Annotated in this window: 18 protein-coding genes and 1 riboswitch; of the genes, 10 read left to right on the top strand and 8 right to left on the bottom strand. The window is 67.2% G+C overall.

The window, feature by feature from the left end:
- Window positions 1–31: 31 nt before the first annotated feature.
- Entirely contained in the window at window positions 32–1477 is a 1446-nt protein-coding gene (gene ahcY, locus ACM0PY_RS15270; RefSeq protein WP_072167863.1) for an adenosylhomocysteinase, read from the bottom strand.
- Between the two features lie 36 nt (window positions 1478–1513).
- A riboswitch (S-adenosyl-L-homocysteine riboswitch) is annotated at window positions 1514–1597 on the bottom strand.
- Between the two features lie 120 nt (window positions 1598–1717).
- On the opposite strand from ahcY, the gene ACM0PY_RS15265 reads away from it, so the two are divergent.
- Together ACM0PY_RS15265 and ppc are read left to right on the top strand one after the other, a co-directional pair.
- Window positions 1718–4234, top strand: coding sequence for a S9 family peptidase (locus ACM0PY_RS15265; RefSeq protein ID WP_180885304.1), 2517 nt, complete (start codon window positions 1718–1720; stop codon window positions 4232–4234).
- A gap of 237 nt (window positions 4235–4471) precedes the next feature.
- Window positions 4472–7183, top strand: a complete 2712-nt coding sequence (gene ppc / locus ACM0PY_RS15260) for a phosphoenolpyruvate carboxylase (protein ID WP_180885302.1) — start codon at window positions 4472–4474, stop codon at window positions 7181–7183.
- A 119-nt stretch (window positions 7184–7302) separates the two neighbouring features.
- On the opposite strand, the gene ACM0PY_RS15255 is transcribed toward ppc, so the two are convergent.
- On the bottom strand, window positions 7303–7809 hold the full coding sequence (locus ACM0PY_RS15255) for an acyl-CoA thioesterase (protein WP_005415314.1): 507 nt from the start codon (window positions 7807–7809) through the stop codon (window positions 7303–7305).
- Window positions 7810–7947: 138 nt separating this feature from the next.
- Window positions 7948–9159: a methionine adenosyltransferase gene (gene metK, locus ACM0PY_RS15250; RefSeq protein ID WP_005408103.1), complete on the bottom strand. Its 1212-nt coding sequence runs from the start codon at window positions 9157–9159 to the stop codon at window positions 7948–7950.
- Window positions 9160–9496: 337 nt separating this feature from the next.
- On the opposite strand from metK, the gene olsF reads away from it, so the two are divergent.
- The 3 genes from olsF to ACM0PY_RS15235 all read left to right on the top strand — a co-directional run bounded on the left by olsF (window position 9497) and on the right by ACM0PY_RS15235 (window position 13175).
- Window positions 9497–11212 (top strand): bifunctional ornithine lipid synthase OlsF, encoded by a 1716-nt coding sequence (olsF, locus tag ACM0PY_RS15245; RefSeq protein WP_180885301.1) that lies wholly within the window; start codon window positions 9497–9499, stop codon window positions 11210–11212.
- The gene (locus tag ACM0PY_RS15240) at window positions 11209–12009 is read left to right on the top strand and encodes a UDP-2,3-diacylglucosamine diphosphatase (RefSeq protein ID WP_180885299.1); all 801 of its coding nucleotides are present in this window, start codon (window positions 11209–11211) and stop codon (window positions 12007–12009) included. Before olsF ends, ACM0PY_RS15240 begins: the two co-directional genes overlap by 4 nt.
- Before the next feature lie 119 nt (window positions 12010–12128).
- On the top strand, window positions 12129–13175 hold the full coding sequence (locus ACM0PY_RS15235) for a metal-dependent hydrolase (RefSeq protein WP_111200849.1): 1047 nt from the start codon (window positions 12129–12131) through the stop codon (window positions 13173–13175).
- A 444-nt stretch (window positions 13176–13619) separates the two neighbouring features.
- On the opposite strand, the gene ACM0PY_RS15230 is transcribed toward ACM0PY_RS15235, so the two are convergent.
- The 5 genes from ACM0PY_RS15230 to ACM0PY_RS15210 all read right to left on the bottom strand — a co-directional run bounded on the left by ACM0PY_RS15230 (window position 13620) and on the right by ACM0PY_RS15210 (window position 18524).
- Window positions 13620–14447, bottom strand: coding sequence for a class I SAM-dependent methyltransferase (locus ACM0PY_RS15230; protein ID WP_005408109.1), 828 nt, complete (start codon window positions 14445–14447; stop codon window positions 13620–13622).
- Window positions 14448–14510: 63 nt separating this feature from the next.
- On the bottom strand, window positions 14511–15506 hold the full coding sequence (gene dusB / locus ACM0PY_RS15225) for a tRNA dihydrouridine synthase DusB (RefSeq protein ID WP_111200860.1): 996 nt from the start codon (window positions 15504–15506) through the stop codon (window positions 14511–14513).
- 147 nt (window positions 15507–15653) lie between these two features.
- Window positions 15654–16085 carry a hypothetical protein gene (locus ACM0PY_RS15220; protein ID WP_005415320.1) on the bottom strand — a complete coding sequence of 144 codons (432 nt, stop codon included), beginning with the start codon at window positions 16083–16085 and terminating at the stop codon, window positions 15654–15656.
- Between the two features lie 149 nt (window positions 16086–16234).
- The gene (locus ACM0PY_RS15215; RefSeq protein ID WP_010481872.1) at window positions 16235–17200 is read right to left on the bottom strand and encodes a ribokinase; all 966 of its coding nucleotides are present in this window, start codon (window positions 17198–17200) and stop codon (window positions 16235–16237) included.
- A gap of 25 nt (window positions 17201–17225) precedes the next feature.
- On the bottom strand, window positions 17226–18524 hold the full coding sequence (locus tag ACM0PY_RS15210) for a NupC/NupG family nucleoside CNT transporter (protein ID WP_072167869.1): 1299 nt from the start codon (window positions 18522–18524) through the stop codon (window positions 17226–17228).
- Between the two features lie 193 nt (window positions 18525–18717).
- Here ACM0PY_RS15210 and ACM0PY_RS15205 point away from each other — a divergent pair, with 193 nt between their 5' ends.
- The 5 genes from ACM0PY_RS15205 (at window position 18718) to ACM0PY_RS15185 (ending at window position 24123) form a co-directional block, all read left to right on the top strand.
- Window positions 18718–19689, top strand: coding sequence for an aldo/keto reductase (locus ACM0PY_RS15205; protein WP_414609460.1), 972 nt, complete (start codon window positions 18718–18720; stop codon window positions 19687–19689).
- A gap of 287 nt (window positions 19690–19976) precedes the next feature.
- Window positions 19977–20171, top strand: coding sequence for a hemin uptake protein HemP (hemP, locus tag ACM0PY_RS15200; protein WP_134972417.1), 195 nt, complete (start codon window positions 19977–19979; stop codon window positions 20169–20171).
- A 153-nt stretch (window positions 20172–20324) separates the two neighbouring features.
- Window positions 20325–22517 carry a TonB-dependent hemoglobin/transferrin/lactoferrin family receptor gene (locus ACM0PY_RS15195; protein WP_414609459.1) on the top strand — a complete coding sequence of 731 codons (2193 nt, stop codon included), beginning with the start codon at window positions 20325–20327 and terminating at the stop codon, window positions 22515–22517.
- Between the two features lie 4 nt (window positions 22518–22521).
- Window positions 22522–23121, top strand: coding sequence for a ChuX/HutX family heme-like substrate-binding protein (locus tag ACM0PY_RS15190; protein ID WP_180885298.1), 600 nt, complete (start codon window positions 22522–22524; stop codon window positions 23119–23121).
- A 72-nt stretch (window positions 23122–23193) separates the two neighbouring features.
- Window positions 23194–24123, top strand: coding sequence for a DUF6607 family protein (locus ACM0PY_RS15185; RefSeq protein WP_111200853.1), 930 nt, complete (start codon window positions 23194–23196; stop codon window positions 24121–24123).
- The last annotated feature ends 97 nt before the right edge of the window (window positions 24124–24220 follow it).

Here is a 24220-nt window from a genome sequence, read left to right as displayed (position 1 = left end):
GGGGGGGCCGCTGGCCGGCACCCCACAGGCATCAGTAGCGGTAGTGGTCCGGCTTGAACGGGCCTTCCACCGGCACGCCGATGTAGTCGGCCTGTTCCTGGCTCAGAGTGGTCAGCTTCACGCCGATCTTCTCCAGGTGCAGGCGGGCCACTTCTTCGTCCAGCTTCTTCGGCAGCAGGTAGACCTTCTTCTCGTAGCTGTCCTTGTTCGCCCACAGGTCGATCTGTGCCAGGGTCTGGTTGGCGAAGCTGTTGGACATCACGAAGCTCGGGTGGCCGGTGGCGCAGCCCAGGTTCACCAGGCGGCCTTCGGCCAGCAGGAAGATCGCGTTGCCGTTCGGGAAGATGTACTTGTCCACCTGCGGCTTGATGTTGACGTGCTTGATGCCCGGGTAGGACACCAGTGCGTCGACCTGGATCTCGTTGTCGAAGTGGCCGATGTTGCAGACGATGGCCTGGTCCTTCATCGCGCTCAGGTGCTCGATGCGGATGATGTCGCGGTTGCCGGTGGTGGTGACGTACAGGTCGGCACGGCCCAGGGTCGATTCGATGGTGTTGACTTCATAGCCTTCCATCGCCGCCTGCAGGGCGCAGATCGGGTCGATCTCGGTGACGATCACGCGCGCGCCGTAGGCACGCAGCGAGGCCGCGCAGCCCTTGCCGACGTCGCCGTAGCCGCAGACCACGGCCACCTTGCCGGCCAGCATCACGTCCATCGCGCGCTTCAGGCCGTCGGCCAGCGACTCGCGGCAGCCGTACAGGTTGTCGAACTTGCTCTTGGTGACCGAGTCGTTGACGTTGATCGCTGGGATCAGCAGGGTGCCAGCCTGGGCCAGCTGGTACAGGCGGTGCACACCGGTGGTGGTCTCTTCGGAGACGCCCTTCCAGTCCTTGACCACGCGGCCCCAGTAACCCGGGCGCTCCTTGGCCACGCGCTTGAGCAGGTTCTTGATGACCTGTTCTTCGTGCGAGGCAGAGGGGGTGTTGACCCAGTCGCTGCCGTTTTCCAGCTCGTAGCCCTTGTGGATCAGCAGGGTCACGTCACCGCCGTCGTCGACCACCAGTTCCGGGCCGGTCAGGGTGCCGTCGGCCAGGGTGAAGGTCAGCGCATCCAGGGTGCAGTCCCAGTACTCTTCCAGGGTCTCGCCCTTCCAGGCGAACACCGGGGTGCCGGTGGCGGCGATGGCGGCAGCCGCGTGGTCCTGGGTCGAGAAGATGTTGCACGAGGCCCAGCGCACATCGGCGCCGATGTCCTTCAGGGTCTCGATCAGCACCGCGGTCTGGATGGTCATGTGCAGCGAGCCAGTCACGCGCACGCCCTTCAGCGGCAGCTCGGCCTGGTACTTGCGGCGGATCGACATCAGGCCCGGCATTTCGTGCTCGGCGATGTCCAGTTCCTTGCGGCCCCAGTCGGCCAGCGTGATATCGCGGATCTTGTAATCACCTTCGGTGGAGAAGGTCTTGGCAACAGCGTTCATTCGTGTGCTCCGGTTGTGGGCGAGCGGATGCTCGCATCTAGCCGGGCGCCGTTGTTACAAAGCCACCTTACCGAGCCTGGCCGGGCCTCGTGGGATCCGGTCGCAGCGCCCCTCGGCAGGGGAGGACCCCCATTATATCGCGGCCCCAGCGTGACATCGGCATGACCCAACCATCGGCAGATGGGGCCACGTGCACGGCCTGTTAAGGTCGGTGTTTTCACGCATCACACAGGTGGAACGATGAGCATGCACGCGCGCCGCACACGGCGCTGGACCGGCCTGGTCCTGTCGATGGGGCTGCTGGCGGTGGCCCCGCTGGCCTGGGCGGCAGCTTCGCAGCCCGTTGCCGCGCAGGCGCAGGGTGTCAACGGCTACGAACTGCCATCGGCCGCACTGCAGGCAGTGGTCGATGCCCCGCGCGCGCCGTCGCTGTTCCTGTCGCCGCGCCGCGACGTGGCTGCGATGATGCAGATGCCGTCGCTGCCGTCGATCCAGGTGGTGGCGCAGCCGGAACTGAAGCTGGCCGGCCTGCGCATCAACCCGCGCACGTTCTCCGACAGCCGCTTCAGCTTCGGCGAGAAGCTGTGGCTGATGAACGTGGCCGATGGCAAGGACCGGCAGATCAGTGGCCTGCCGGCCACGCTGTCGATCGCCAGTGTGATGTGGTCGCCGGACCAGAAGTGGCTGGCGTTCAACCAGGTCGACGCCGCCAGCGGCGCCAATGAACTGTGGCTGGTGGATGTGGCCGGTGGCAGTGCCCGTCGCCTGGTTGCAGGCCTGAACACGGTGATCGGCAGCGGCTACCAGTGGCTGCCGGACAGCCGCGGGCTGGTGGTGTTCACCCGCCCGGCCAACCTGGGGCCAGCCCCGGCCGCCGACGGCGTCCCGACCGGCCCTGCCGTGCAGCAGACCAGCCAGGGCGGCGGCGTGGTGTCGATCCGCACCTACCAGGACCTGCTGAAGAACGAAGCCGACGCTCGCCAGTTCGATTACTACGCCACCACCCAGCCGATGGAAGTCGGCCTGGATGGCAGTACCCGCGCGATCGGTGCGGCCGGCATCTTCATGGGCTTCTCGGTGTCGCCTGACGGCCGCTTCGTGCTGCGCCAGCCGGTGCAGCGTCCGTACTCCTACGTGGTGCCGGTAAGCAGTTTTCCGCGCCGCATTGAAGTGATCGACCGTGCCACCGGCAAGCTGGTGCATACCGTGGCGGTGCGCCCGCTGGTGGAAGGCCTGCCGACCGGCAACGATGCCGAAGTGACCGGCGTGCGCGACATCAGCTGGCGCGGTGATGCCGATGCCACCCTGGTCTGGGCCGAAGCGCAGGACGGTGGTGATCCGAACCGGGAAGCCAAGGTGCGCGATGCGGTGCTGATGCAGGCCGCGCCGTTCGACAAGCCGCCGGTGACCCTGGCCCAGCTTGGCAGCCGCCTGAGCGGCATCAACTGGGGCCGTGGCGACCTGGCCCTGCTGACCGAGTCGTGGTGGAAGACCCGCAGGACCAAGACTTGGCTGATCGCCCCGGACAACGCCGGTGCCGAGCCGCGCCTGCTGTGGGATCGTGACGCGCAGGACCGTTATGCCGATCCGGGGCGGCCGCTGCTGGCCAGCGATGAACGTGGTCGCTCGCTGCTGCAGACCAGCCCGGATGGCAGCAGCCTGTACCTGGCCGGCGCCGGTGCTTCGCCGGAGGGCGACCGCCCGTTCGTGGACCGCTTCGACATCGCCACGGGCAAGGCGACGCGTCTGTTCCATTCGCAGGCGCCGAGCTATTCGCTGCCGGTGGCATTGCTGGACAACCAGGGCAGTTCGCTGCTGCTGAGCCGCGAGAGCCCGGACGAACCGGCCAACTTCTACGTGCAGTCGCTGGCCGATGCCGGTGCCGCACCGCGCGCTCTGACCCGTTTCGCCCATCCGCTGCCGCAGCTGAAGGGCGTGCAGAAGGAGCAGATCCGCTACAAGCGCAAGGATGGGGTCGACCTGACCGCGACACTGCTGCTGCCGCCGGGCTACGACCCCAAGCGCGACGGCCCGCGCCCGCTGCTGATGTGGGCCTACCCGGGCGAGTTCAAGAGCGCGGCCGCGGCCAGCCAGGTGACCGATTCGCCGTATCGCTTCAATGCGGTCAGCTACTGGGGCCCGCAGGCGTTCCTGGCCAAGGGCTATGTGGTGCTGGCCAGCCCGTCGATGCCGATCATTGGCGAGGGCGACAAGGAACCCAACGACACCTACATCGAACAGCTGGTGGCCAATGCGCAGGCGGCGGTGGATGAAGTGGTGCGGCGTGGTGTGACCGATCGCGAGCACATCGCCATCGGCGGCCATTCCTACGGTGCGTTCATGACCGCCAACCTGCTGGCGCACACCCGCCTGTTCAAGGCCGGCATCGCGCGCAGCGGTGCCTACAACCGCACGCTCACCCCGTTCGGTTTCCAGGCCGAGGAACGCAACTACTGGCAGGCGCAGGACGTCTACCAGAAGATGGCGCCGTTCAATTATGCCGACAGGATCAAGGATCCGATCCTGTTCATCCACGGCGTGGACGACAACAACTCCGGCACGTTCCCGATCCAGAGCGAGCGCATGTTCGCCGCGGTGAAGGGCCTGGGTGGCACCGCGCGGCTGGTGATGCTGCCGAACGAATCGCATGCCTACCGCGCACGCGAATCGATCATGACCATGCTGGCCGAGAGCGAGCGCTGGCTGGAGCAGACCATCGGCCCGGCCGAGCAGGGCAAGGTGAAGAAGAAGCGCTGATACCTGCATGAGGGCGGCCCCTGTAACAGGGGCCGCCTGTGCGGCTGCGCCGCCGCCCGAGCATGGGCTCGGGCGCTACACGGTGTCACGCGCCACGACGCTTGTAGAGCCGAGCCCATGCTCGGCTGCGTCCGCCAGGGATGCGTGCAGATGAAACCATTTTTGCGTCGCAGCACGCTGCCCGTTCTGGTTTAGGCTTGGGGTCTGGATCCGTTGACCGAGGCCTGTGCGTCGCCGATGAACGAGTACCGCAGCAGCATCGAGTTTGCTTCCCCCGATCTTCCGCTTCGCGATGACGTGCGCCGGCTCGGCGCACTGGTCGGTGATCTGCTGGTCGAGCAGGTATCAGCGGCTTTCCTCGACGAGGTCGAGGACGTGCGCACCCGCGCCATCGCCCGCCGCGAGAACCAAGCACCGCTGTCGGAGCTGGCCGAAGGGCTGGCCGGGCGCACGCCGCAGCAGGCCGAGACCATGGTGCGGGCGTTCAGCACCTACTTCCAGGTGGTCAACATTGCCGAGCGCGTGCATCGCATCCGCCGCCGCCGTGACTACCAGCGTGCCGGTACCGCAGGGGCGCAGCCCGACGGCCTGCAGGATGCGCTGCAGCACCTGAAGGCGCAGGGCGTGGGCCTGGACGAGCTGGCGCAGTGGCTGCCGCGCATCGACATCGAACCGGTGTTTACCGCGCACCCGACCGAAGCGGTGCGCCGTGCGCTGCTGGAGAAAGAGCAGCTGATGGTGGCCAGCCTGGTCGACAACCTCGACGGTCAGCGCACGCCGGGGGAAGCGGCCGCCGATGCTGCGCGCTTCCGCATGGCGCTGACCGCGTCGTGGCAGACCACTGATTCCTCGCCGGTGCGGCCCACTGTCGATGACGAGCGCGAGCACGTCGGCTTCTATCTGGTGCAGGTGCTGTACCGCGTGATTCCGGTGCTGTACGAATCGCTGCAGCAGGCGCTGCGCGATACCTATGGTGAAGAGCTGCCACTGCCGCGGCTGCTGCGCTTCGGTACGTGGGTGGGCGGGGACATGGACGGCAACCCGAACGTGGATGCCCACACCATCCGCAGTACGCTGGATGCGCAGCGGCAGGCGGTACTGGCGCGCTACCAGAAGGAACTGCTGCAGCTGGCCAGCCTGCTCAGCCAGTCCACCGAGCGGGTGGGCGTGAGCGATGCGCTGCAGGCGCGCGTGGCGCACTACCAGCAGCTGCTGCCGCAGGTACAGTCGCGCCCGCGCCATGCCGACATGCCCTACCGCCTGCTCAACGATCGCATGCGCGCGCGCCTGCAGGCCACGCTGGAAGACGGCGAGGGCGCTTACGCCGGCCCGGATGAACTGATCGACGACCTGCAGCTGATCCTCGACAGCCTGCGCGCGAACCGCGGCGAGCATGCCGGTGGCTTCGCCGTGCAGCGGCTGTTGTGGCGGGTGAAGACGTTCGGCTTCCATCTGGCGCGGTTGGACGTGCGTCAGGAATCGAGCGTGCATGCGCGCGCGCTGGCGGCGGTGCTGGGCGGCGACGCAGCGTGGGACGGCCTGGATGCATTGGGCCGCGCGCGCCTGCTGGCACCGCATGCCAGCGGTGAGGTGCCGTTGCCGGAAGGCGACGACGACGGTAACCGGCGGCTCGACGCCGTGTTCGCTGCATTGGCCGATGCCCGTGCGCGGCATGGCGGCGATGCACTGGGCAGTTACATCATTTCGATGGCGCACGACCGCAGCGACGTGCTGGCGGTGCTGGCGCTGGCGCGGCGTGGTGGCCTGGTCGATGCCGATGGCGGCGTGCCGCTCGATATCGCGCCGCTGTTTGAAACTGTGGACGACCTCAAGCGCGGCACCGCCACGCTGCGCGACCTGCTGGAGGATCCGGTGTACCGCGCGCACCTGCGTGCACGCGATGATGTTCAGATGGTGATGCTGGGCTATTCGGACAGCAGCAAGGATGGTGGCATTGCTGCTTCGCGCTGGGGCCTGCAGCGCGCGCAGGTGGAACTGCTGGAGGTGGCGGCCGAGGCGGGCATCCGACTGACCTTCTTCCATGGCCGGGGCGGCTCGATCAGCCGTGGTGGTGGCAAGACCACCCATGCGGTGGATGCGTCGCCGCGTGGCAGCATCGATGGCCGCCTGCGGGTGACCGAGCAGGGCGAGGTGATCCATCGCAAGTACGGCATCCGTGCGCTGGCCCTGCGCTCGCTGGAGCAGGCCACCGGTGCAGTGCTGCGCGCCAGCCTGCGCCCGCGCGCCGCCGAGCCGCGCGAGGATGACTGGCGGCCGGTGATGGATGCGGTGGCTGCGGCCAGCAGCGAGGTGTATCGCGGGTTCGTTGGCCAGCCCGGTTTCATGGATTACTTCCGTACCGCCACGCCGATCGACGTGATCGAGCGGATGACGCTGGGCTCGCGGCCGTCGCGCCGGCTCGGCCAGGACGCAGCGCTGGGCAACCTGCGTGCGATTCCCTGGGTGTTCGCCTGGAGCCAGGCGCGTGCGGTGATTCCCGGCTGGTACGGCGTGGGCAGTGGCCTGCAGGCCGCGGTCGATGCCGGCCACGAACAGACCCTGCGCGATATGGCGCGGGACTGGCCGTTCTTCCGTACCTTCCTGGACGACATCGCGATGGTGCTGTCCAAGGGCGATATCACCATCGCCGAGCAGTTCTCGCTGTTGTCGGGCGACCTGCATGGGCGCTTCTTCCCGCAGGTGCAGCGCGAACTGGAACTCACCCGGCGCTGGCTGCTGGCGTTGATGGACCAGAAGACGCTGCTGGACCACGACGCGCGGCTGGCGCTGTCGATCCGCCTGCGCAATCCCTACGTCGATCCGATCAGCGTGCTGCAGGTGGATCTGCTGCAGCGCTGGCGGGCCAGCGGGCGCGAGGATGACGATCTGCTGCGCGCGCTGGTGGCGTGCGTGAACGGCGTTTCGCAGGGTGTGCAGAACACCGGCTGACCTTCCGCATCCGCCCGGCGTGGCCCGGCGAATTCGAAAGGGTAGTGCCAGCCGCTGGCTGGCAACCTCATGATGTTTGGCAGCACGCGCGAGGTTGCCGGCCAGCGGCCGGCACTACCTCATTCCTCCGGCGACGGCGGGTTCGACGCCAGCAGTTCCAGGTGGCGCTGCTCCATTTCCTGGCGCAACTGGCGGCGGATCTGTGCTGCGGCCTGGCGGCGCTTTTCGTCGGACGTTGCCGGCTGCAAGGGCGGGACAGGCGTCGGCCGGCCTTCTTCATCCACTGCGACCATCGTGAAGAAGCAGCTGTTGGCGTGGCGCACGCTGCGCTTGAGGATGTCCTCAGCCACCACCTTGATGCCGATCTCCATCGATGAGGTGCCGGTGTAGTTCACCGAGGCCAGGAAGGTGACCAGCTCGCCCACCGCGATGGGCTGGCGGAACATCACCTGGTCCACCGACAGGGTGACCACGTAGCTGCCGGCATAGCGGCTGGCGCAGGCGTAGGCCACCTGGTCAAGCAGGCGCAGGATGGCGCCACCATGGACCTTGCCGGAGAAATTGGCCATTTCCGGCGACATCAGCACGGTCATGGACAGCTGGTGGGTTTTCAGTTCGGTCGACATGCGGCGATTGTATCGGCAACCGGTAGTGCCGGCCGCTGGCCGGCAACCACGCGGTTGTTTCCGGAGGCCATGAAAAAGCCGGCCAGCGGCCGGCTCTACCAGAAGCAGAAGGGCCGCTTGCGCGGCCCTTCGTGTTGCTTACTTCAGCTTCGCATCGGCGCGCAGGGCGGCGGCGCGGTCGGTCTTCTCCCAGGAGAAGGCCGTGGCGTTGACGGTCTCGCCTTCGCCGTTGAGGTAGCTGAACTCCTTCGGCTTGCGGCCGAAGTGGCCATAGGCCGCGGTCTGCTGGTACATCGGGTGGATCAGGTCCAGCATCTTGATGATGCCGTACGGGCGCAGGTCGAAGTGCTTGCGGATCAGCTTCTCGATCTTGTCGTCGCTGATCTTGCCGGTGCCGAAGGTGGTGACCGAGATCGAGGTCGGCTCAGCCACGCCGATGGCGTAGGAGACCTGCACTTCGCAACGGTCGGCCAGGCCGGCGGCAACCACGTTCTTGGCGACGTAGCGGGCCGCGTAGGCGGCCGAACGGTCGACCTTGGACGGGTCCTTGCCGGAGAACGCGCCACCACCGTGACGGGCCCAGCCGCCGTAGGTGTCGACGATGATCTTGCGGCCGGTCAGGCCGCAGTCGCCCACCGGGCCGCCGATCTCGAACTTGCCGGTCGGGTTGATGTGGAACTTGGTGCCCTTGTGCAGCCACTTGGCCGGCAGCACCGGCTTGATGATCTCTTCGCGGACGGCCTCGATGAGGTCCTTCTGCTTGATGCCCGGGGCGTGCTGGGTCGACAGGACCACGGCGTCGATGGCCGAGACCACGCCGTTTTCATAGCGCAGGGTGACCTGGCTCTTGGCGTCCGGGCGCAGCCACGACAGCGGCGAGTTCTTCTTCTTGCGGATCTTGGCCTGCTGCTCGACCAGGCGGTGCGACAGGTGGATCGCGGCCGGCATGTAGCTGTCGGTCTCGTTGGTGGCATAGCCGAACATCAGGCCCTGGTCGCCAGCGCCCATTTCTTCCGGCTTCTTGCGGTCCACGCCCTGGGCGATGTGCGGCGACTGCTTGCCGATCAGGTTCAGCACGCCGCAGGTGGCGCCGTCGAAGCCGACGTCGGAGCTGTCGTAGCCGATGTCCGTGATGACCTTGCGGGTCAGCGCTTCCAGGTCGATCCAGGCGCTGGTGGTGATTTCACCGGCCACGATGGCAACGCCGGTCTTGACCATGGTCTCGCAGGCCACGCGGGCGCGCTGGTCCTGGGTCAGGATCGCGTCCAGCACCGCATCGGAGATCTGGTCGGCAACCTTGTCCGGATGGCCTTCGGAGACCGACTCGGAGGTGAAGAGATAGCTGGACATCAGGCGTAATATCCCTTGATTCGGATGGAAAGATGGGCGCGCATGATACACGGGGTGCGCCGCCTGTGCATTGTGAACCGGTACCGGTTGCCGGTGGTTAAGCCCGCGTAGGCCCGGCAGGGGCCGTCACGACGGGATTGGGGGCCAGCCTCGAGGCCCAGTGTTCCACCAGCGTGACAACAACAGACGGGGCTGCCCAACCCCCGACCGCGCAGGCCGCGACCCGGCCGTCAAGGGGGCCGGCCGTCATCGTTCTGCCCCGAAACCGCCATCTGGCTGCCGCCTGCCGGGCGCAGGCTGTCGGCCAATCCGGCCGCCGGGCATCAGTGGATCCGCCATGCAGGAACTCGAACAGCGTCTCCAGCAACGTTTCCCCGATTGGTTCCATGGCCGTCGCGGCCAATTGGCGCGGCCGTTGCTGCGCAGCGTCGGCCGCTGGTCGCGCCTGGACCAGATCGAAGCCTTCCTGCAGCGCAGCTCAGGCCTGCGCGGCTTCGGTTTCGTCGCCGCCGGCCTGGAGTTCATCGGCGGCCAGTACCAGGTGGATCCGGCCGCGCTGGCGAAGATTCCGGCCACCGGCCGCCTGCTGATCGTCGCCAACCACCCTTCCGGGGCTCTGGACGCATTGGCCCTGCTGGACGCGGTCGGCCGTATCCGCCGCGATGTGCGGATCGTGGCCAACGACCTGCTGGGGGCGATCGCGCCGCTGCAGGATCTGCTGTTGCCGGTGCGCATCCTGGGCGGCAAGGCGCAGCGCGGCAGCCTGCATGCGGTGGAGCAGGCGTTGGCCGCCGAGCAGTGCGTGATCGTGTTCCCGGCTGGCGAGGTCTCGCGCCTGTCGCTGCGCGGCATCCGCGATGGCCGCTGGCAGCGGGGATTTGTCCGCTTTGCCCGCGCCGCCGGTGCGCCGGTGCTGCCGGTGCGGGTGGAAGCGCGCAACTCGGCACTGTTCTATGGCGCCTCGACCCTGTTCAAGCCGGCCGGTACCGCGCTGCTGGCGCGCGAGATGTTCACCCGTCGTGGCCGCCCACTGCGGTTGAGCATCGGCGAGCCGATGCGGCTGGGCGACGGCGGCGATCCGGGTGCCCAACTGCTGGCGGTACGCCGCGCACTCTATGCGCTGGGCCGCAATGGCGCGGCCGGCAATGCCGCTGCCTGCGCAGGCCCTGAGCCGCTGGCCGCACCGCTGCCACCTTCGCAGGTCGCCGCTGGCATCGCAGCCGCCACCCAGCTGGGCCAGACCGCCGACGGCAAGCAGATCCTGCTGGCCACCTGCACTGCCGATTCGCCACTGCTGCTGGAACTGGGCCGCCTGCGCGAACTGACCTTCCGCCAGGTGGGTGAGGGCACCGGCCGCAGCCGTGACGTCGACAACTACGACCCGCAGTACGAGCACATCGTGATCTGGGACGCCGCCGCGCAGCGCATCGCTGGCGCGTACCGGATCATGCGTGGTGCCCACGCGTTGGCCCGGCACGGCCTGTCCGGGCTCTACAGCGCGTCGCTGTTCCGCTATTCCGACGATGCCATCACCCACATCGCCGAGGGCCTGGAACTGGGCCGCAGCTTCGTGGTGCCCGATTACTGGGGCAGCCGCAGCCTGGACTACCTGTGGCAGGGCATTGGTGCCTATCTGCAGTGCCGGCCGGGGATCCGCTACCTGTTCGGCGCGGTATCGATCAGTGCGGCGCTGCCGCGTGATGCGCGCGAGCAGCTGGTGGCGTACTACCAGCGCTATTACAGCGGTAGCGCGGGCCTGGTCGAATCGAACCGCCCCTTCCAGTACTTCGCTGCGCCGCCGAGTTTCGGCGAGCTGGATGCAGGCGCTGCGTTCGACGTGCTGAAGGCCAACCTGGCCGCGCTCGGCACCGGCGTGCCGACGCTGTACCGCCAGTACACCGATCTGTGCGAACCCGGCGGCGCACGTTTCCTTGCGTTCGGCGTCGACCCGGACTTCAGCGATTCGATCGACGGCCTGATCGAAGTGGACCTGTGCGCGATCCGGCCAAACAAGCGCAAACGCTACCTGCGCGACACGGGGACGCCGGCATGAGCACGCTGGCGAACCTGTCGCCGCATCGGCGCGCAGTGTTCGTCTCCGACGTGCACCTGGGCTCGCGCCATTGCCATGCCACCGAGCTGGCGCGATTCCTCTCGCAGCTGCGCTGTGAACGGCTGTACCTGGTCGGCGACATCATCGACCTGTGGTGGATGGCGCACCGCCGTGCCACCTGGCGGCAGTCGCACAGCGAGGTCATCCAGGCGCTGCACGCGCTGCGCCGTGCCGGCACCGAGATCATCTACATTCCGGGCAACCACGATGCTTCGCTGCGCCAGGTCTGCGGTCTGATGCTGCCGGCGATGCAGGTGCGCCGCCGCGCCATCCACGTGACCGCCGATGGCCGCCGGCTGCTGGTCGCGCACGGCGACGAGTATGACGGCGTGACCCACTTCGGCGGCCTGCAGGAAAAATTCGGTGACTGGCTGTATTACCGCATCCTCACCGGCAACCAGGCCTTGAATGCAGTGCGGCGGCGGCTGGGCATGCGCTACTGGTCGCTGTCGGAGTTCCTGAAGAAGCGCAGCGGCGCCGCTGAACGCTACATCGAGCGTTTCGTGCAGGCCGGGCTGGACGACGTGCGCCGACGCGGCCTGGACGGCATCGTCTGCGGGCATATCCACCGCGCCGCGCTGGTCGAACGCGATGGCCTGGTCTATGCCAACGATGGTGACTGGGTGGAAAGCCTGACCGCGCTGGTCGAAGACCACGACGGCGCGCTGCGCCTGCTCGACCACAGCGGCCAGACCCCGCTGGAACTACCCGGCGCGCGGTTGTCGCAAGCGGCATAACGCGCGTCTGTCCTACTGTAGAGCCGAGCCCATGCTCGGCTGACGTGGCGCCGAACGAAGAGCAGCCGAGCATGGGCTCGGCTCTACATACACCGCGCGCAAGCCGCTAGCATCGGCCCATGGATTCATTGACCCAGATCGTGCTCGGTGGCGCCGTCGCTGCTGCCATCGCTCCGCCCGGCCATCGCCGCGCGGCCCTGCTGGCCGGTGCCGCGCTCGGCACCTTGCCGGACCTCGACGCCCTGTGGCTTGGCTTCACTGCGGCCGACCCGGTGGCGAACATGACCGAACACCGCAGCTTCAGCCATTCGCTGCTGGTGCTGCCCTGGGTGGCCGCACTGATCTGGTGGTTGTTCAAGCGCTTCGGCAACGGCCGCGTCGCGCAGTCACCGCTGCGCTGGTTCTGGGCGATCCAGCTGGCGCTGGTTACCCATCCCGTGCTGGATGCGTTCACCGTCTACGGTACCCAGTTGTGGTGGCCGCTGCGGCCACACCCAACCATGGGCTCGAGCGTCTTCATCATTGACCCCGGCTACACGGTGTGGCTGCTGCTGGGCTGCGTGCTGGCCTGGTTCGGTCGTGCGCGGCCCTGGGCGGGCAAGGTGCTGGGCGCGGCGTTGCTGCTCAGCAGTGGCTACCTGGGCTGGGGGCTGATCGCCAAGGCGCAGGTCGATCGGGCCGCGCAGCAGAGCCTGGCCGCGATGGGCCTGGGCGATGCGCCGCGCTTCTCGGTGCCGATGCCGTTCAACACCCTGCTGTGGCGGGTGGTGGCGATGACACCCAGCGGCTACGTGGTGGCTGACCGCTCGCTGCTGGCCGACCATGGGCCGATGCAGTTCGAGGGCCGTCCGTCCAACGTGCAGGCACTGCGCGAAGCGTCTGCAATTCCCGCCGTGCAGCGGCTGCAGTGGTTCAACCGAGGTTTCATGCGTGCGCAGGTGGTGGACGGCCGGCTGGTGCTGAGTGACCTGCGCATGGGGCTGGAGCCGGACTACACCTTCAACTTCGTGGTGGCTGAGCAGGCCGACGGGCAGTGGCGGCCGATAACACCCGAGCAGGTGCGAGTGGATTACCGCAGCCCGGCCGCGCGCGCCGACGCAGGTCGCCGGCTGGCCGCGATGTGGCAGCGGATCTGGCATGCGCCCGTAGCCGGTGCCGCCGAGTAGATCCACGCCATGCGTGGATGAAGGGACATCGGCGGTGGCAGCCACGCATGGCGTGGCTCTACTGCGTCGATCAGCGCCCGCAGCCGGTGCCGTTGAGTAGATCCACGCCATGCGTGGATGAAGGGACATCGGCGGTGGCAGCCACGCATGGCGTAGCTCTACTGCGTCGATCAGCGCCCGCAGCCGGTGCCGTTGAGTAGATCCACGCTATGCGTGGATGAAGGGACATCGGCGGTGGCAGCCACGCATGGCGTGGCTCTACTACGTCGATCAGCGCCCGCAGCCGGTGCCGTTGAGTAGATCCACGCCATGCGTGGATGAAGGGACATCGGCGTTGGCAGCCACGCATGGCGTGGCTCTACTGCGTCGATCAGCACCCGCAGCCGGCGCCGTTGAGTAGATCCACGCCATGCGTGGATGCGGGAGCATTAGTGCCGCGTCGGCTCAATACACCGTGGCGCGGCCCTGCACGAACGAGTAGAAGAACACCGCATTCGGGTCGTTCTGCACCAGGCGGAACTCACGGCGCATGCCTTCCACGGTTTCCTCGTCCACCGAGCCGGCCTGCAGCAGCTGGTCGGCCGCCGACAGCAGCAGCTGCTCCCAGAACGCGATCATGGTCTTGCGACGCGCTGGTTCGCGGTTGTCCAGGTGGATGGTCTTGATCTCGGTATGCACATCGCGGAAGCCGCCGGCCAGCAACAGGTTGCCCAGCTTGGCGCCGACGAACGGATCGCCGCCGTGGTCGTACTGGAAGTCGTTGAAGGCCATCCAGTAGCGCCAGATGTGCGGCGAGTACGGGTCGAGCAGGAACGAGGCATTCATCACTTCGGTGATGTAGACCGGCGAACCCGGTGCCAGCACGCGGCGCACTTCGCTCAGCACGCGGGCAGGGGAGGGGACGTGTTCCAGCACCCAGCACAGGAAGGCCGCATCGAAGCTGCGGGCCTCGAACGGCAGTTCGCCGGCATCGGCCTGCTGCAGGGTGTAGCGGTCGCTGCACCACGGCGTGCGCGCCAGGTTCTCGCGCGCGGTGGCCAGCTGGGTCTCGCTCAGGTCCACGCCGGTCACGTGCAGCTCGGGGAAGCGGCGCAGCAGGATCTCGGTCTGCGCACCGACGCCGCTGCCGACTTCCAGCAGGCGCCGTGCACCGCTGTAGTCGATCTGGCCGAAGATGCTCGATTCCAGCAGGCGCGCCTGGGTCATCAGGCGCTGCTGTTCGGTGCCGGAAAACCCGTGCAGGTAGGTCGGAGAGGAGATCGGCGGGGTCATGGAGGCGGGCTCTGGGAGTTCAAGTCGGTCGAGCAGGCTCGACGTTGTGACGCGGCAGTGCGGTCAGGCGGCCGAAGGCAGCGCCGGTTCCCCGGCGATCAGGCGGTCGAAGTACTCGGTGGTCAGCGCGATCTGGCTCTGCGGGTCTTCGGCACGGTTGACCACCGCACGGAAAGCGGCATTCTCCGGCCGGTCCCTGGCATACCACCCCAGGTGCTTGCGCGCTATGCGCACGCCCTGCGGTTCGCCGTAGAACGCGTGCAGCGCATGCAGGTGGCCGAGCAGGATGTCGCGCACTTCCGCCAGCGATGGCGGCGGAAGTTCCTCGCCGGTGGCCAGGTAATGCGCCACTTCGCGGAAGATCCACGGCCGGCCCTGCGCCGAGCGGCCGATCATCACCGCATCCACGCCGGTCTGCTGCAGCACGTAGGCGGCCTTCTGCGGCGAATCGATATCGCCATTGGCGATCACCGGAATGCGCAGCGCGGCCTTGATCTCGGCAATGGTGCTGTATTCGGCCTGGCCGGTGTAATGCTGGTCGCGGGTGCGGCCGTGCACGGCCAGCGCGGCGATGCCGCTGTTTTCGGCAATGCGGGCAATGACCGGGCCATTGCGGTGGTCGCAATCCCAGCCAGTACGGATCTTCAGCGTGACCGGCACGTCCACCGCGTTGACCACGGCTTCGAGGATGCGCGCCACCAGCTGCTCGTCGCGCATCAGCGCCGAGCCGGCCCAGGCGTTGCACACCTTCTTGGCCGGGCAGCCCATGTTGATGTCGATGATCTGCGCGCCGTGGTCGACGTTGTAGCGAGCGGCTTCGGCCAGCTGCTGCGGCTCGGTGCCGGCGATCTGTACGCTGATCGGTGCCGGTTCGCCGTCATGGTCCATGCGATGGATCGACTTGCGCGTGTTCCAGAAGCGCGGGTCGCTGATGGTCATTTCCGAGGCGGCCAGTCCCGCGCCCAGCCGTTTGCACAGCAGGCGGAAGGGCTTGTCGGTGACGCCGGCCATGGGCGCCAGCACGACGTTGGGGGCAATGGTGTACGGGCCGATCTGCATGCGCCCATTGTAGAGCGCGGGCGCGGCCTGGGCGGTGTCGGCCGGCCCCGGGTTCAGGCCGATCGGCACCGACCTCATGCCGTACCGGCATCAGCAGATGCTTGACGGTTGCTTCCGTCGCCCCCAGGGGCGGGCGATGGTGGGCGGCTAACCCAGGCTTTGCCAGGCCTGGCGGGTACCCAGGGCGAAGGCCAGCCCCAGGCCCAGGCAGACCAGCGAACTGACCACCCAGAAGCGCCGGCCGTTGTACCCCGGCCGGAACAGCGCCAGGCCGAAGCCCATTGCGGCGCGCAGCAGCAGCAAGGCAGCGATGGCGGGCAGGACCAGGCGACTGGCCGGCAGTGGAGAATGCCAGCCCGCGGCGGCCAGTGCGTACAGGGTCCAGGCCACCAGCACGGCAGTGATGCCGGCGGTCATCAGCGGTGGCCACCAGTGCCCCGCATGCGCGAGCCGGACCACGCGCTGGCCGGCACCGAAGTATCTGTACCACGCGGCGCCGAAGGCGATGCAGCCGATATGCAGCAGCGCCGCAGCGGCACTGCCTGCGGCCGCGACCAGCAACCAGCGGAATCCGTCCATGTCCTGCCCGTGCAAGGAAGCTGCTCGGATCGTGAGCGAGGGGCAGGATGTGGGCAATGCGACAGGCGGTCGCAGGGGCTGGGCAATGGGCAAAAGAAAGGCCCAGGTGCCTGTGCACCCAGGCCTTGTCATCCACGCCTGGCGTGGAATTACTTGGCTTCGGCGTCGGCCGGGGTGAAGCGCGGCATCGCCGCTGCAGCGCCTTCCTTCTCGGTCGAGCGACCGGCGAACTGGTTGGCAAAGCGCACGTGGCGGGCGAACGGGGCGTCGGCCACCTGCGCCAGCGACGCGGCCAGCGCACCGTTGAAGGCATCACCGGCACCGGTGGTGTCGATGGCCTGCACCTGCTCGGCGCCGACGCGGTAGTACGGCTGGGTATCGCCGCGCAGGTTCTCGTCGGCATGCGAGACGAACACGCCCACCGAACCCAGGGTCACCACCACGGTACCGTTGCCGACCAGCTTGCGGCACAGCGCATGCAGGCTGGCGCCATCCAGCGCGGCGACATCGTTGGCATCCACGCGCTCACCGACATGGCGGCCGAGCAGGGCGGCGAACTCGGTCTCGTTCGGGGTGATCACATCGGCCAGCTTGAGCAGGCCAATGGTCGAGGGCGCGTCGGCCGGTGCGGTGTTGAGCACGGTGGTGACACCGGCCTCGCGGGCCGTGGCCAGCGCCGCTTCGATGGTCTGCACCGGCGATTCCAGCTGTACCAGCACTACCTTGGCGCCGGTCAGCAATGCCTGCTGCTGTTGCAGGAAGTCGGTGCTGAGCGCGGCGTTGGCGCCCGGGCCGATCACGATGGTGTTACGGCCGCGCGCGTCCACATAGATGCCCGCAGTGCCGGTCGGCTCGCTGCTGGCTTCGGCAATCAGGCCGAAGCCATCCTGCGCGGCCAGTTCGCGCGCGGTGGCGCCACCGGCGTCATCGCCCAGCGCGCACACGAAGTGCGTGTCGGCGCCGGCGCGGCAGGCCGCGACCGCCTGGTTGAAGCCCTTGCCACCGGGGCCGGTGCTGTAGCGGCCGGCAATGGTCGCACCCGGTGCCGGCAGCGACTCGCACCGCCACACGTGATCGACATTGAAGGAACCGACGACAACGACACTGCTGCTCATAGGAAATCTTTTCTCAACCAGGGGTTCAACTGAAGTGCGTCAGCACGCCGGCGATGGTCGCCGTCATGAAGGTGGCAATGGTACCGCCCAACACCGCGCGCAGGCCGAACTTGGCCAGATCGTGGCGACGTTCCGGCGCCAGGCCGCCGATGCCGCCGATCTGGATCGCGATCGAGCTGAAGTTGGCAAAGCCGCACAGCGCGTAGGTGGCGATCAGGCGACCTTCGTCGGACAGGCTCACGCCCGCCACCTGGCCGTTCACGATCTGCGACAGCTCGGTGTAAGCCACGAACTCGTTGATCACGACCTTCTGGCCGATCAGCGAACCGACGGTGGTGGCATCAGCCCACGGGGTACCGATCACCCAGGCAATCGGGGCCAGCACGTAACCGAAGATGGTCGACAGGTTGGTCGGCTTGCCGATGGCAGCGGCCAGGCCGGTCACATCGCCGATCCAGGTCAGCGGGGCATTCAGCAGCGCGATCAGGGCGATGAAGGCCAGCAGCATCGCGCCGATGTTCAGCGCCAGCTTCAGGCCGTCACCGGCACCGGCAGCGGCCGCGTCGATGATGTTGCTGGAGGTCTTCTCGACTTCCATCTTCACCGTGCCGCGGGTCAGCGGGGTGCCGGTTTCCGGAATCAGCAGCTTGGCCACGACCAGGGTGGCCGGTGCGGCCATGATGCTCGCCGCCAGCAGGTGCTTGGCGTAGAAGGCCTGCTGCACCGGGTCGCCACCGCCGAGCATGCCCACGTAGGCCGCCAGCACGCCGCCGGCGATGTGGGCCATGCCGCCGATCATCATGGTCAGCAGCTCGGACTGGGTCATCCTGGCGATGTACGGGCGCACGGTCAGCGGCGCCTCGGTCTGGCCGATGAAGACGCTGGCGCAGACGCTGGTGGTTTCCGCGCCGGACACGCGCATCACCTTGGTGATCGACCAGGCCATCACGCGCACGATCGCCTGCATGACGTTGAGGTGGTACATGACCCCCATCAGCGCCGAGAAGAAGATGATGGTCGGCAGCACCTGGAAGGCGAAAATGAAACCGTAGTTCTTGGTGTCCATCAACGAGCCGAAGATGAAGCCCGAACCCTCGTTGACGAAGCTCAGGACCTTGACGAAGCCCTTGCCCAGCGCATCGAACACGTCGCGCCCGCCCGGCACCAGGATCACCAGCGCCGCGAAGGCGATCTGCAGGGTGATACCGGTGGCAACCAGCTTCCAGTCAACCGCACGCTTGTTGTTGGAAAACAACCAGGTGATGCCGATCAGCACCGCCAACCCGAACAGGCCGAAGCCGATCCTGCCCAAACCTTCGACCATGTGAGTGACTCCCCTGGGGCGTCGCGAAAAACGGGAAGCCTAGTGCAGGGCAGGGGCCGGGGCAAGAAAAAGCAGCGTGCGCGCGCCCATCGGTACCGATCAGGCCAGCAACGGCAAGGGCTTGCGGCCGGCGGCGGCAGGTAGAATGGGGCTCGATCCCGGCCCGGATGCGGGCCCGCAGCAGGAGATTCGCATGCAATACCGCCGCCTGGGCTCCACCGGCCTGCCGATTTCCGCCCTGTCCTTCGGCGCCTGGGTGACCTTCGGTGACCAGATCCCACGCGACGAGGCCCGCAACCTGGTGGCTGCCGCCTGGGACCACGGCGTCAACTTCTTCGACAACGCCGAGGGCTATGCCAACGGCCGCGCCGAACAGGTGATGGGCGATGTGATCGCCGACCTGCGCCTGCCGCGCGACGGCATCTGTGTCTCCAGCAAGGTGTTCTTCGGCAGCGCCAAGGACCCACGGCCGACCCAGCGCGGCCTGTCGCGCAAGCATGTGACCGACGCCTGCCATGCCGCGCTCAAGCGCCTGCGGGTGGACTACCTGGACCTTTATTACTGCCATCGCCCGGATCCGGACGCGCCGATCGCCGAGACCGTGCATGCCATGGATACCCTGGTGCGGCAGGGCAAGATCCTCTACTGGGGGACCTCGGAGTGGTCGGCGGTGCAGATCCAGCAGGCGCTGGACATCGCCGAAGCACGCAACCTGCAGGGCCCGTCGATGGAGCAGCCGCAGTACAACCTGCTGCACCGCGAACGCGTCGAGGTCGAGTATGCGCCGCTGTATGCCGGTGCCGGCCTGGGCACCACCATCTTCTCGCCGCTGGCCTCGGGCCTGCTGACCGGCAAGTACGACCAGGGCATTCCGGCCGATGCGCGGCTGGGCCGCGAGGGCATGGAATGGCTGCAGGAGCTGGTGCTGGGTGACGACTCCGAGGCCCGCCTGGCCCAGGTGCGCCGCTTCAGCGAAGCAGCGCGTGAGCTGGGCCACGCCCCGGCCACGCTGGCGATTGCCTGGTGCCTGCGCAATCCGAACGTCTCCAGCGTGATCCTCGGCGCCAGCCGGGTCAGCCAGCTGCTGCAGAATCTGCAGGCGCTGGAGGTGTTGGAGCAGGTCGATGCGGCTGGCTGGGCGCAGGTCGAGGCCGCCTTCGCCTGACAGCCCTTTGCGGAGTCGAGCCATGCTGGACTTCAGATTGACCAGGTCTTTGTAGAGTCGAGCCATGCTCGACTCCGCGCGCAGCGCGTGCGTTTCCAGGCGACGGTGCCAGGAGCAGTCGAGCATAGCTCGACTCTACAAAAGCGCCGCGCCATCTTTTGATTGATGACACCTATTGAATTTTCGAATTCGATCATTAATCCCATCAATCAAATTGAGAATGGTTGTTGATTGTCAACTGAGAATCATTATCATTTGACTCGTCCCTCGCACGAGTCCAGATGCTCATGAATGCTCAACCTGTACTGCTGCGCGCCGAAACGCTGACCCTCCGCGATCGCCCGGTCCGTGTCGTTCCGCCGGAAGAGGTGATCGACAGCGAAGCCCTGCTCAAGGGCCGTCGTGAAATCCTGATCCAGCACGGCGACCGCTTCTACCGCCTGCGGCACACCAGCAACGACAAGCTGATCCTGACCAAGTAACCGCGGCCTGGTCGCCCGCCTCCCTCCCTCCTGCCGGCAGCGCCGGCGGGGTGGGCGACCCGTCCGCGCCCGCTCTCTCCCCCTCGGTCTACCGCGTGCACCTCCCGGGTGTGCCGGTAACCGGGGGTTCCCCTGCCTGACCGAACGAACCCGATGACCCGCCCTACCGCCCTTTGCCTCGCCGTCTGGATGGCCCTCCCGCTGTCCGCCCATGCTGCCGCCGCGGCCACCGCCGCGCCCGATGCGCGCGACTTCGACCGCGTGCAGGTCACCGCCACCCGCACCGAGCGGGCAGTGAGTGACGTGGCGGCCACCGTCGATGTCATCGACCGCGAGCAGATGGACCGGCACCTGGTGCAGGACATCAAGGATCTGCTGCGCTACGAGCCGGGCCTGTCGGTCAGCCGCAGCGCCGCGCGCTTCGGCCTTGGCAGCATCCGCATCCGTGGCCTGGACGGCAACCGCGTGCGCGTGCAGACCGATGGCATCGCCATGCCCACCAGCTTCAACATCGGCTCGTTCTCCAACGCCAACCGCAACTTCACCGATCTGGACACGCTCAAGCGCGTGGAGATCGTGCGTGGCCCGGCCAGTTCGCTGTACGGTTCCGACGCGCTCGGGGGTGTAGTGGCCTTCGTCACCAAGGATCCGGCCGACTACCTGAAGGATGGCAAGGACAGCTACGTCGGCCTGAAGTTCGGCTACGACGGTGAGTGGAAGGGCCTGCTCGGCGGCGTGACCGGCGCGTTCGGCGGCGAACACTGGAGCGGCATGATCAACATCAACCATCGCCAGGGCCAGGAAACCGGCAACAAGGGCGATGTGCGCAGCCTCGACAACACCCGTACCGCGCCCAACCCGCAGGACCGCGACGGTCGCAGTGGCCTGGCCAAGCTGGTCTATGCACCGAGCGAGGACCAGCGTTTCCGCCTGACCGTGGAAGGCAACGAAGACAACACCGATACCAACGTGCTGTCCTCGATCGACCGCACCACCACCACCGGCATGAAGGCGCGCGACACGCAGAACCGTACCCGCGTGTCGTTCGCCCATGAAATGGATGCGCTGGACAAGGGCTTCGCCGACAGCCTGCATTGGCAGCTGTATACCCAGCACAGCGAGACCAACCAGATCACCGACGAAGACCGAGCCAACCGCAGCCGCCGCCACCGCGAGTTCAATTTCGACCAGCGCGTGTACGGCCTGCAGGCACAATTCAACAAGGCGTTCAGCACCGGCAGTGTCGAACACGCGCTGACCTACGGCTTCGAAGGTGCGCGTACCGAGATCCGCCAGAAGCGCGACGGCTATCAGGTTCTGACCAATGGCCAGACCAGCACCACCATCCTGCCCGACGCCTTCCCGGTACGCGATTTCCCGATCAGCAAGACCACCGAGCTGGGCCTGTATGCGCAGGATGAAATGCGCATGGCCGGCGGCAAGCTGTCGCTGGTGCCGGGCGTGCGCGTGGATCGCTACGAGCTGAAGCCGGAAGTGGACAGCATCTTCGCCGACGACAATCCCGGCGTTGCGGTGGCCAGGCTGACCAAGACCAGCGTCTCGCCGAAGCTGGGCATGGTCTATCGCTTCACCGACGAATGGTCGCTGTTCGCCGGCTACTCGCATGGTTTCCGTTCGCCGCCGTACAACGACGTCAACCTGGGCTTCACCAACTTCGCCTTCGGTTACACCGCCATCCCCAATCCGGACCTGAAGCCGGAAACCAGCGACGGCCTGGAGCTGGGCCTGCGCTTCCTGTCACCGGCCGCCTACTTCAGTGTCAGCGGCTACTACAACGAGTACAAGGACTTCATCGAGTCGCAGTCGCTGGTCGGTACCAACGCGCAGGGCCTGATGGTGTTCCAGTCGCGCAACATCGCCGATGCGCGCATCTACGGTGCTGAACTGAAGGCTGGCGTTGACTTCGGCCAGATCAACCCGGCGCTTCAGGGTTGGGCGCTGCGCAGCTCGGTGGCCTGGTCGCGCGGTGACAACAAGACCGAGGACACTCCGCTGGATTCGGTCGACCCGCTGCGCGGCACCGTCGGCCTGATGTACGACACCGACGCCTGGGGCGTCGAACTGGCCGGTACCTTCGTCAAGCGCAAGGACCGCGTCACTGCAGCGACGGTGTATCGCCCGGCCGGCTACGGCGTGGCCGACCTGATGGCGCACTGGAACTTCGCCCCGGGCGCGACCTTCAACGTCGGCGTGTTCAACCTGGGCGACAAGCGCTACATCGATTGGTCCAACGTGGGTTCGACGCTGTCGCCGACCAGCCGCGTGCTGGATCGCTACACCAGCCCGGGCCGCACCCTTTCCGCCAGCCTCGCCGTTTCCTGGTGACCTCATGAGCCGAGCCTTGTCCGCACGCAGGAATGACGCCATCGCCGTGCAGGGCAGCGCGGCCTGGCCGACCCCGGCACAGCTGGCCACGCTCGGCACTGTGTTGTGCCTGTACCACGCCGACCGCAACGAGCTGGGGGGCTGGCGCCAGGCGGTGCGCGTGCACGCCTGCCAGGGCGTGGACAGCGAGGGCATACGCGAAAGCCTGTGTTTCCTTGATGCCCGCGGCCGCTGCGTGTGGCGCCTGTACCTGCTGCCCGACAGCGATTTCCTGGCCTGGGACCGGTTGGTCGCGGCGTTGCCGCCGGGCCCGCAGCACGACAGCGATGGCAGTGTCGGCGAACGCCTGTGGCGTCGCCTGGCCGGGCACCTCGGTGGCCAGCGCTGGCGCCTGTGCACGCTGCGCCTGCATGCCGCGGACGAGGGTCGCACGCTGGCGGCCAGCCTGTCGACGCTGTCCTCGCTGGGCGCGGCCACCGCGCGTCGCATCGCACGGTTGGAAGGTGCCGAAGGCGAGCTGGCGATCGACGATTGCTGCTGCGCCGACGCCGCGCGCCGGCCGGCACCGCGTATCCCCGGCGACCTGCCGCTGATCCGCCTGTGATCCTTTCCTGATGGAACGCCCGACGGCCCTGGACGGCCTCTCAACGAACCTGCAACCCCGAAGGAAGACCCGATGAAGTTCCAGACAGCCAGCGTCATGCTGCTGCTCGCTGCCAGCGGCGTGGCCAGCGCGCAGCCCTCCGACATCGCCCGCGACCACGACAGCATCCTGGCCATGCAGGGCGAGTACACCGTCGACTTCGCGTTCGACGAGACCGTGCTGCTCAAGCCCGGCTACGAGCGTGCGCCGGCGATGCGCAGCGGCGGCAGCGAAGTGGTCATCGTGGTCGAGGACACCCCGCAGCGCATCGTGCTGCAGCACCTGTTGCTCGATGAGAAGAGCGGCCACATCACCAAGCACTGGCGCCAGGACTGGGTCTACGAAGCGCCCAACCGCTTCGAGTTCAGTGCCGACCAGACCTGGCAGGTACGCCGCATTCCCGCAGCGGTGAACCAGGGCGCCTGGACCCAGTGCGTGTATGAAGTGAGCGATGCACCGCGCTACTGTGGCACCGGCAAATGGACGTACACCAACAACGTGCCGAGCTGGACCAGCGACCTGAGCTGGCGCCCGTTGCCGCGTCGTGAGTACACCAAGCGCAGCGACTACAACGCGCTGGCCGTGGTCAACCGCCACACGCTCACGCCCAATGGCTGGACCCACGAGCAGTTCAACACCAAGGTGCAGCGCAACGCCGACGGCAGCCAGGTGGAGATCGCACGCGAGTTCGGCTTCAACGATTACGTGAGAACCACCGAGATCAACTTCACCCCGGCCCGCAATTACTGGAAGGCCACTGCCGGTTACTGGGCCAAGGTGCGCCAGCGCTGGGACGGTTTCCTCGGCCAGGCCCCGGGCGTGCACCTGAAGACCAAGCTCGACGGCATGGCGATGATCATTCCGCTGTTCACCCAGGCCGAAGCGATCCAGTCCGGCAAGAAGGTGAAGGACGCGCAGATCGACGAGGTCTTCGCCAAGTACGTGGAAAAGGCGCCGAACTGAGGCCGCGTGTGGAGTCGAGCTGTGCGTCCTTCACCTTCTTGCCGGACTGGATCGCTTCGGCCTGGGTGAACAGCGGAATGATCATCGCCATGCCGTC

Origin of the sequence: Stenotrophomonas sp. BR163, assembly GCF_047520985.2 — a bacterium.
Taxonomy (GTDB): Bacteria; Pseudomonadota; Gammaproteobacteria; order Xanthomonadales; family Xanthomonadaceae; genus Stenotrophomonas; species Stenotrophomonas sepilia.
Note: the sequence above shows the minus strand (reverse complement) of the source record. Positions and strands in the feature narration are given on the sequence as shown.

What these genes read in the sequence shown, in the direction of transcription:
- ACM0PY_RS15205 (WP_414609460.1), top strand. Translation starts at nt 18,718, where the DNA reads ATGCAATACCGCCGCCTGGGCTCCACCGGCCTGCCGATTTCCGCCCTG.
- ACM0PY_RS15195 (WP_414609459.1), top strand. Translation starts at nt 20,325, where the DNA reads ATGACCCGCCCTACCGCCCTTTGCCTCGCCGTCTGGATGGCCCTCCCG.
- ACM0PY_RS15210 (WP_072167869.1), bottom strand. Translation starts at nt 18,524, where the DNA reads ATGGTCGAAGGTTTGGGCAGGATCGGCTTCGGCCTGTTCGGGTTGGCG.
- olsF (WP_180885301.1), top strand. Translation starts at nt 9,497, where the DNA reads ATGCAGGAACTCGAACAGCGTCTCCAGCAACGTTTCCCCGATTGGTTC.
- dusB (WP_111200860.1), bottom strand. Translation starts at nt 15,506, where the DNA reads ATGCAGATCGGCCCGTACACCATTGCCCCCAACGTCGTGCTGGCGCCC.
- metK (WP_005408103.1), bottom strand. Translation starts at nt 9,159, where the DNA reads ATGTCCAGCTATCTCTTCACCTCCGAGTCGGTCTCCGAAGGCCATCCG.
- ACM0PY_RS15215 (WP_010481872.1), bottom strand. Translation starts at nt 17,200, where the DNA reads ATGAGCAGCAGTGTCGTTGTCGTCGGTTCCTTCAATGTCGATCACGTG.
- ACM0PY_RS15185 (WP_111200853.1), top strand. Translation starts at nt 23,194, where the DNA reads ATGAAGTTCCAGACAGCCAGCGTCATGCTGCTGCTCGCTGCCAGCGGC.
- ACM0PY_RS15230 (WP_005408109.1), bottom strand. Translation starts at nt 14,447, where the DNA reads ATGACCCCGCCGATCTCCTCTCCGACCTACCTGCACGGGTTTTCCGGC.
- ACM0PY_RS15190 (WP_180885298.1), top strand. Translation starts at nt 22,522, where the DNA reads ATGAGCCGAGCCTTGTCCGCACGCAGGAATGACGCCATCGCCGTGCAG.
- ACM0PY_RS15220 (WP_005415320.1), bottom strand. Translation starts at nt 16,085, where the DNA reads ATGGACGGATTCCGCTGGTTGCTGGTCGCGGCCGCAGGCAGTGCCGCT.
- ahcY (WP_072167863.1), bottom strand. Translation starts at nt 1,477, where the DNA reads ATGAACGCTGTTGCCAAGACCTTCTCCACCGAAGGTGATTACAAGATC.
- ACM0PY_RS15240 (WP_180885299.1), top strand. Translation starts at nt 11,209, where the DNA reads ATGAGCACGCTGGCGAACCTGTCGCCGCATCGGCGCGCAGTGTTCGTC.
- ppc (WP_180885302.1), top strand. Translation starts at nt 4,472, where the DNA reads ATGAACGAGTACCGCAGCAGCATCGAGTTTGCTTCCCCCGATCTTCCG.
- hemP (WP_134972417.1), top strand. Translation starts at nt 19,977, where the DNA reads ATGAATGCTCAACCTGTACTGCTGCGCGCCGAAACGCTGACCCTCCGC.
- ACM0PY_RS15255 (WP_005415314.1), bottom strand. Translation starts at nt 7,809, where the DNA reads ATGTCGACCGAACTGAAAACCCACCAGCTGTCCATGACCGTGCTGATG.
- ACM0PY_RS15235 (WP_111200849.1), top strand. Translation starts at nt 12,129, where the DNA reads ATGGATTCATTGACCCAGATCGTGCTCGGTGGCGCCGTCGCTGCTGCC.
- ACM0PY_RS15265 (WP_180885304.1), top strand. Translation starts at nt 1,718, where the DNA reads ATGAGCATGCACGCGCGCCGCACACGGCGCTGGACCGGCCTGGTCCTG.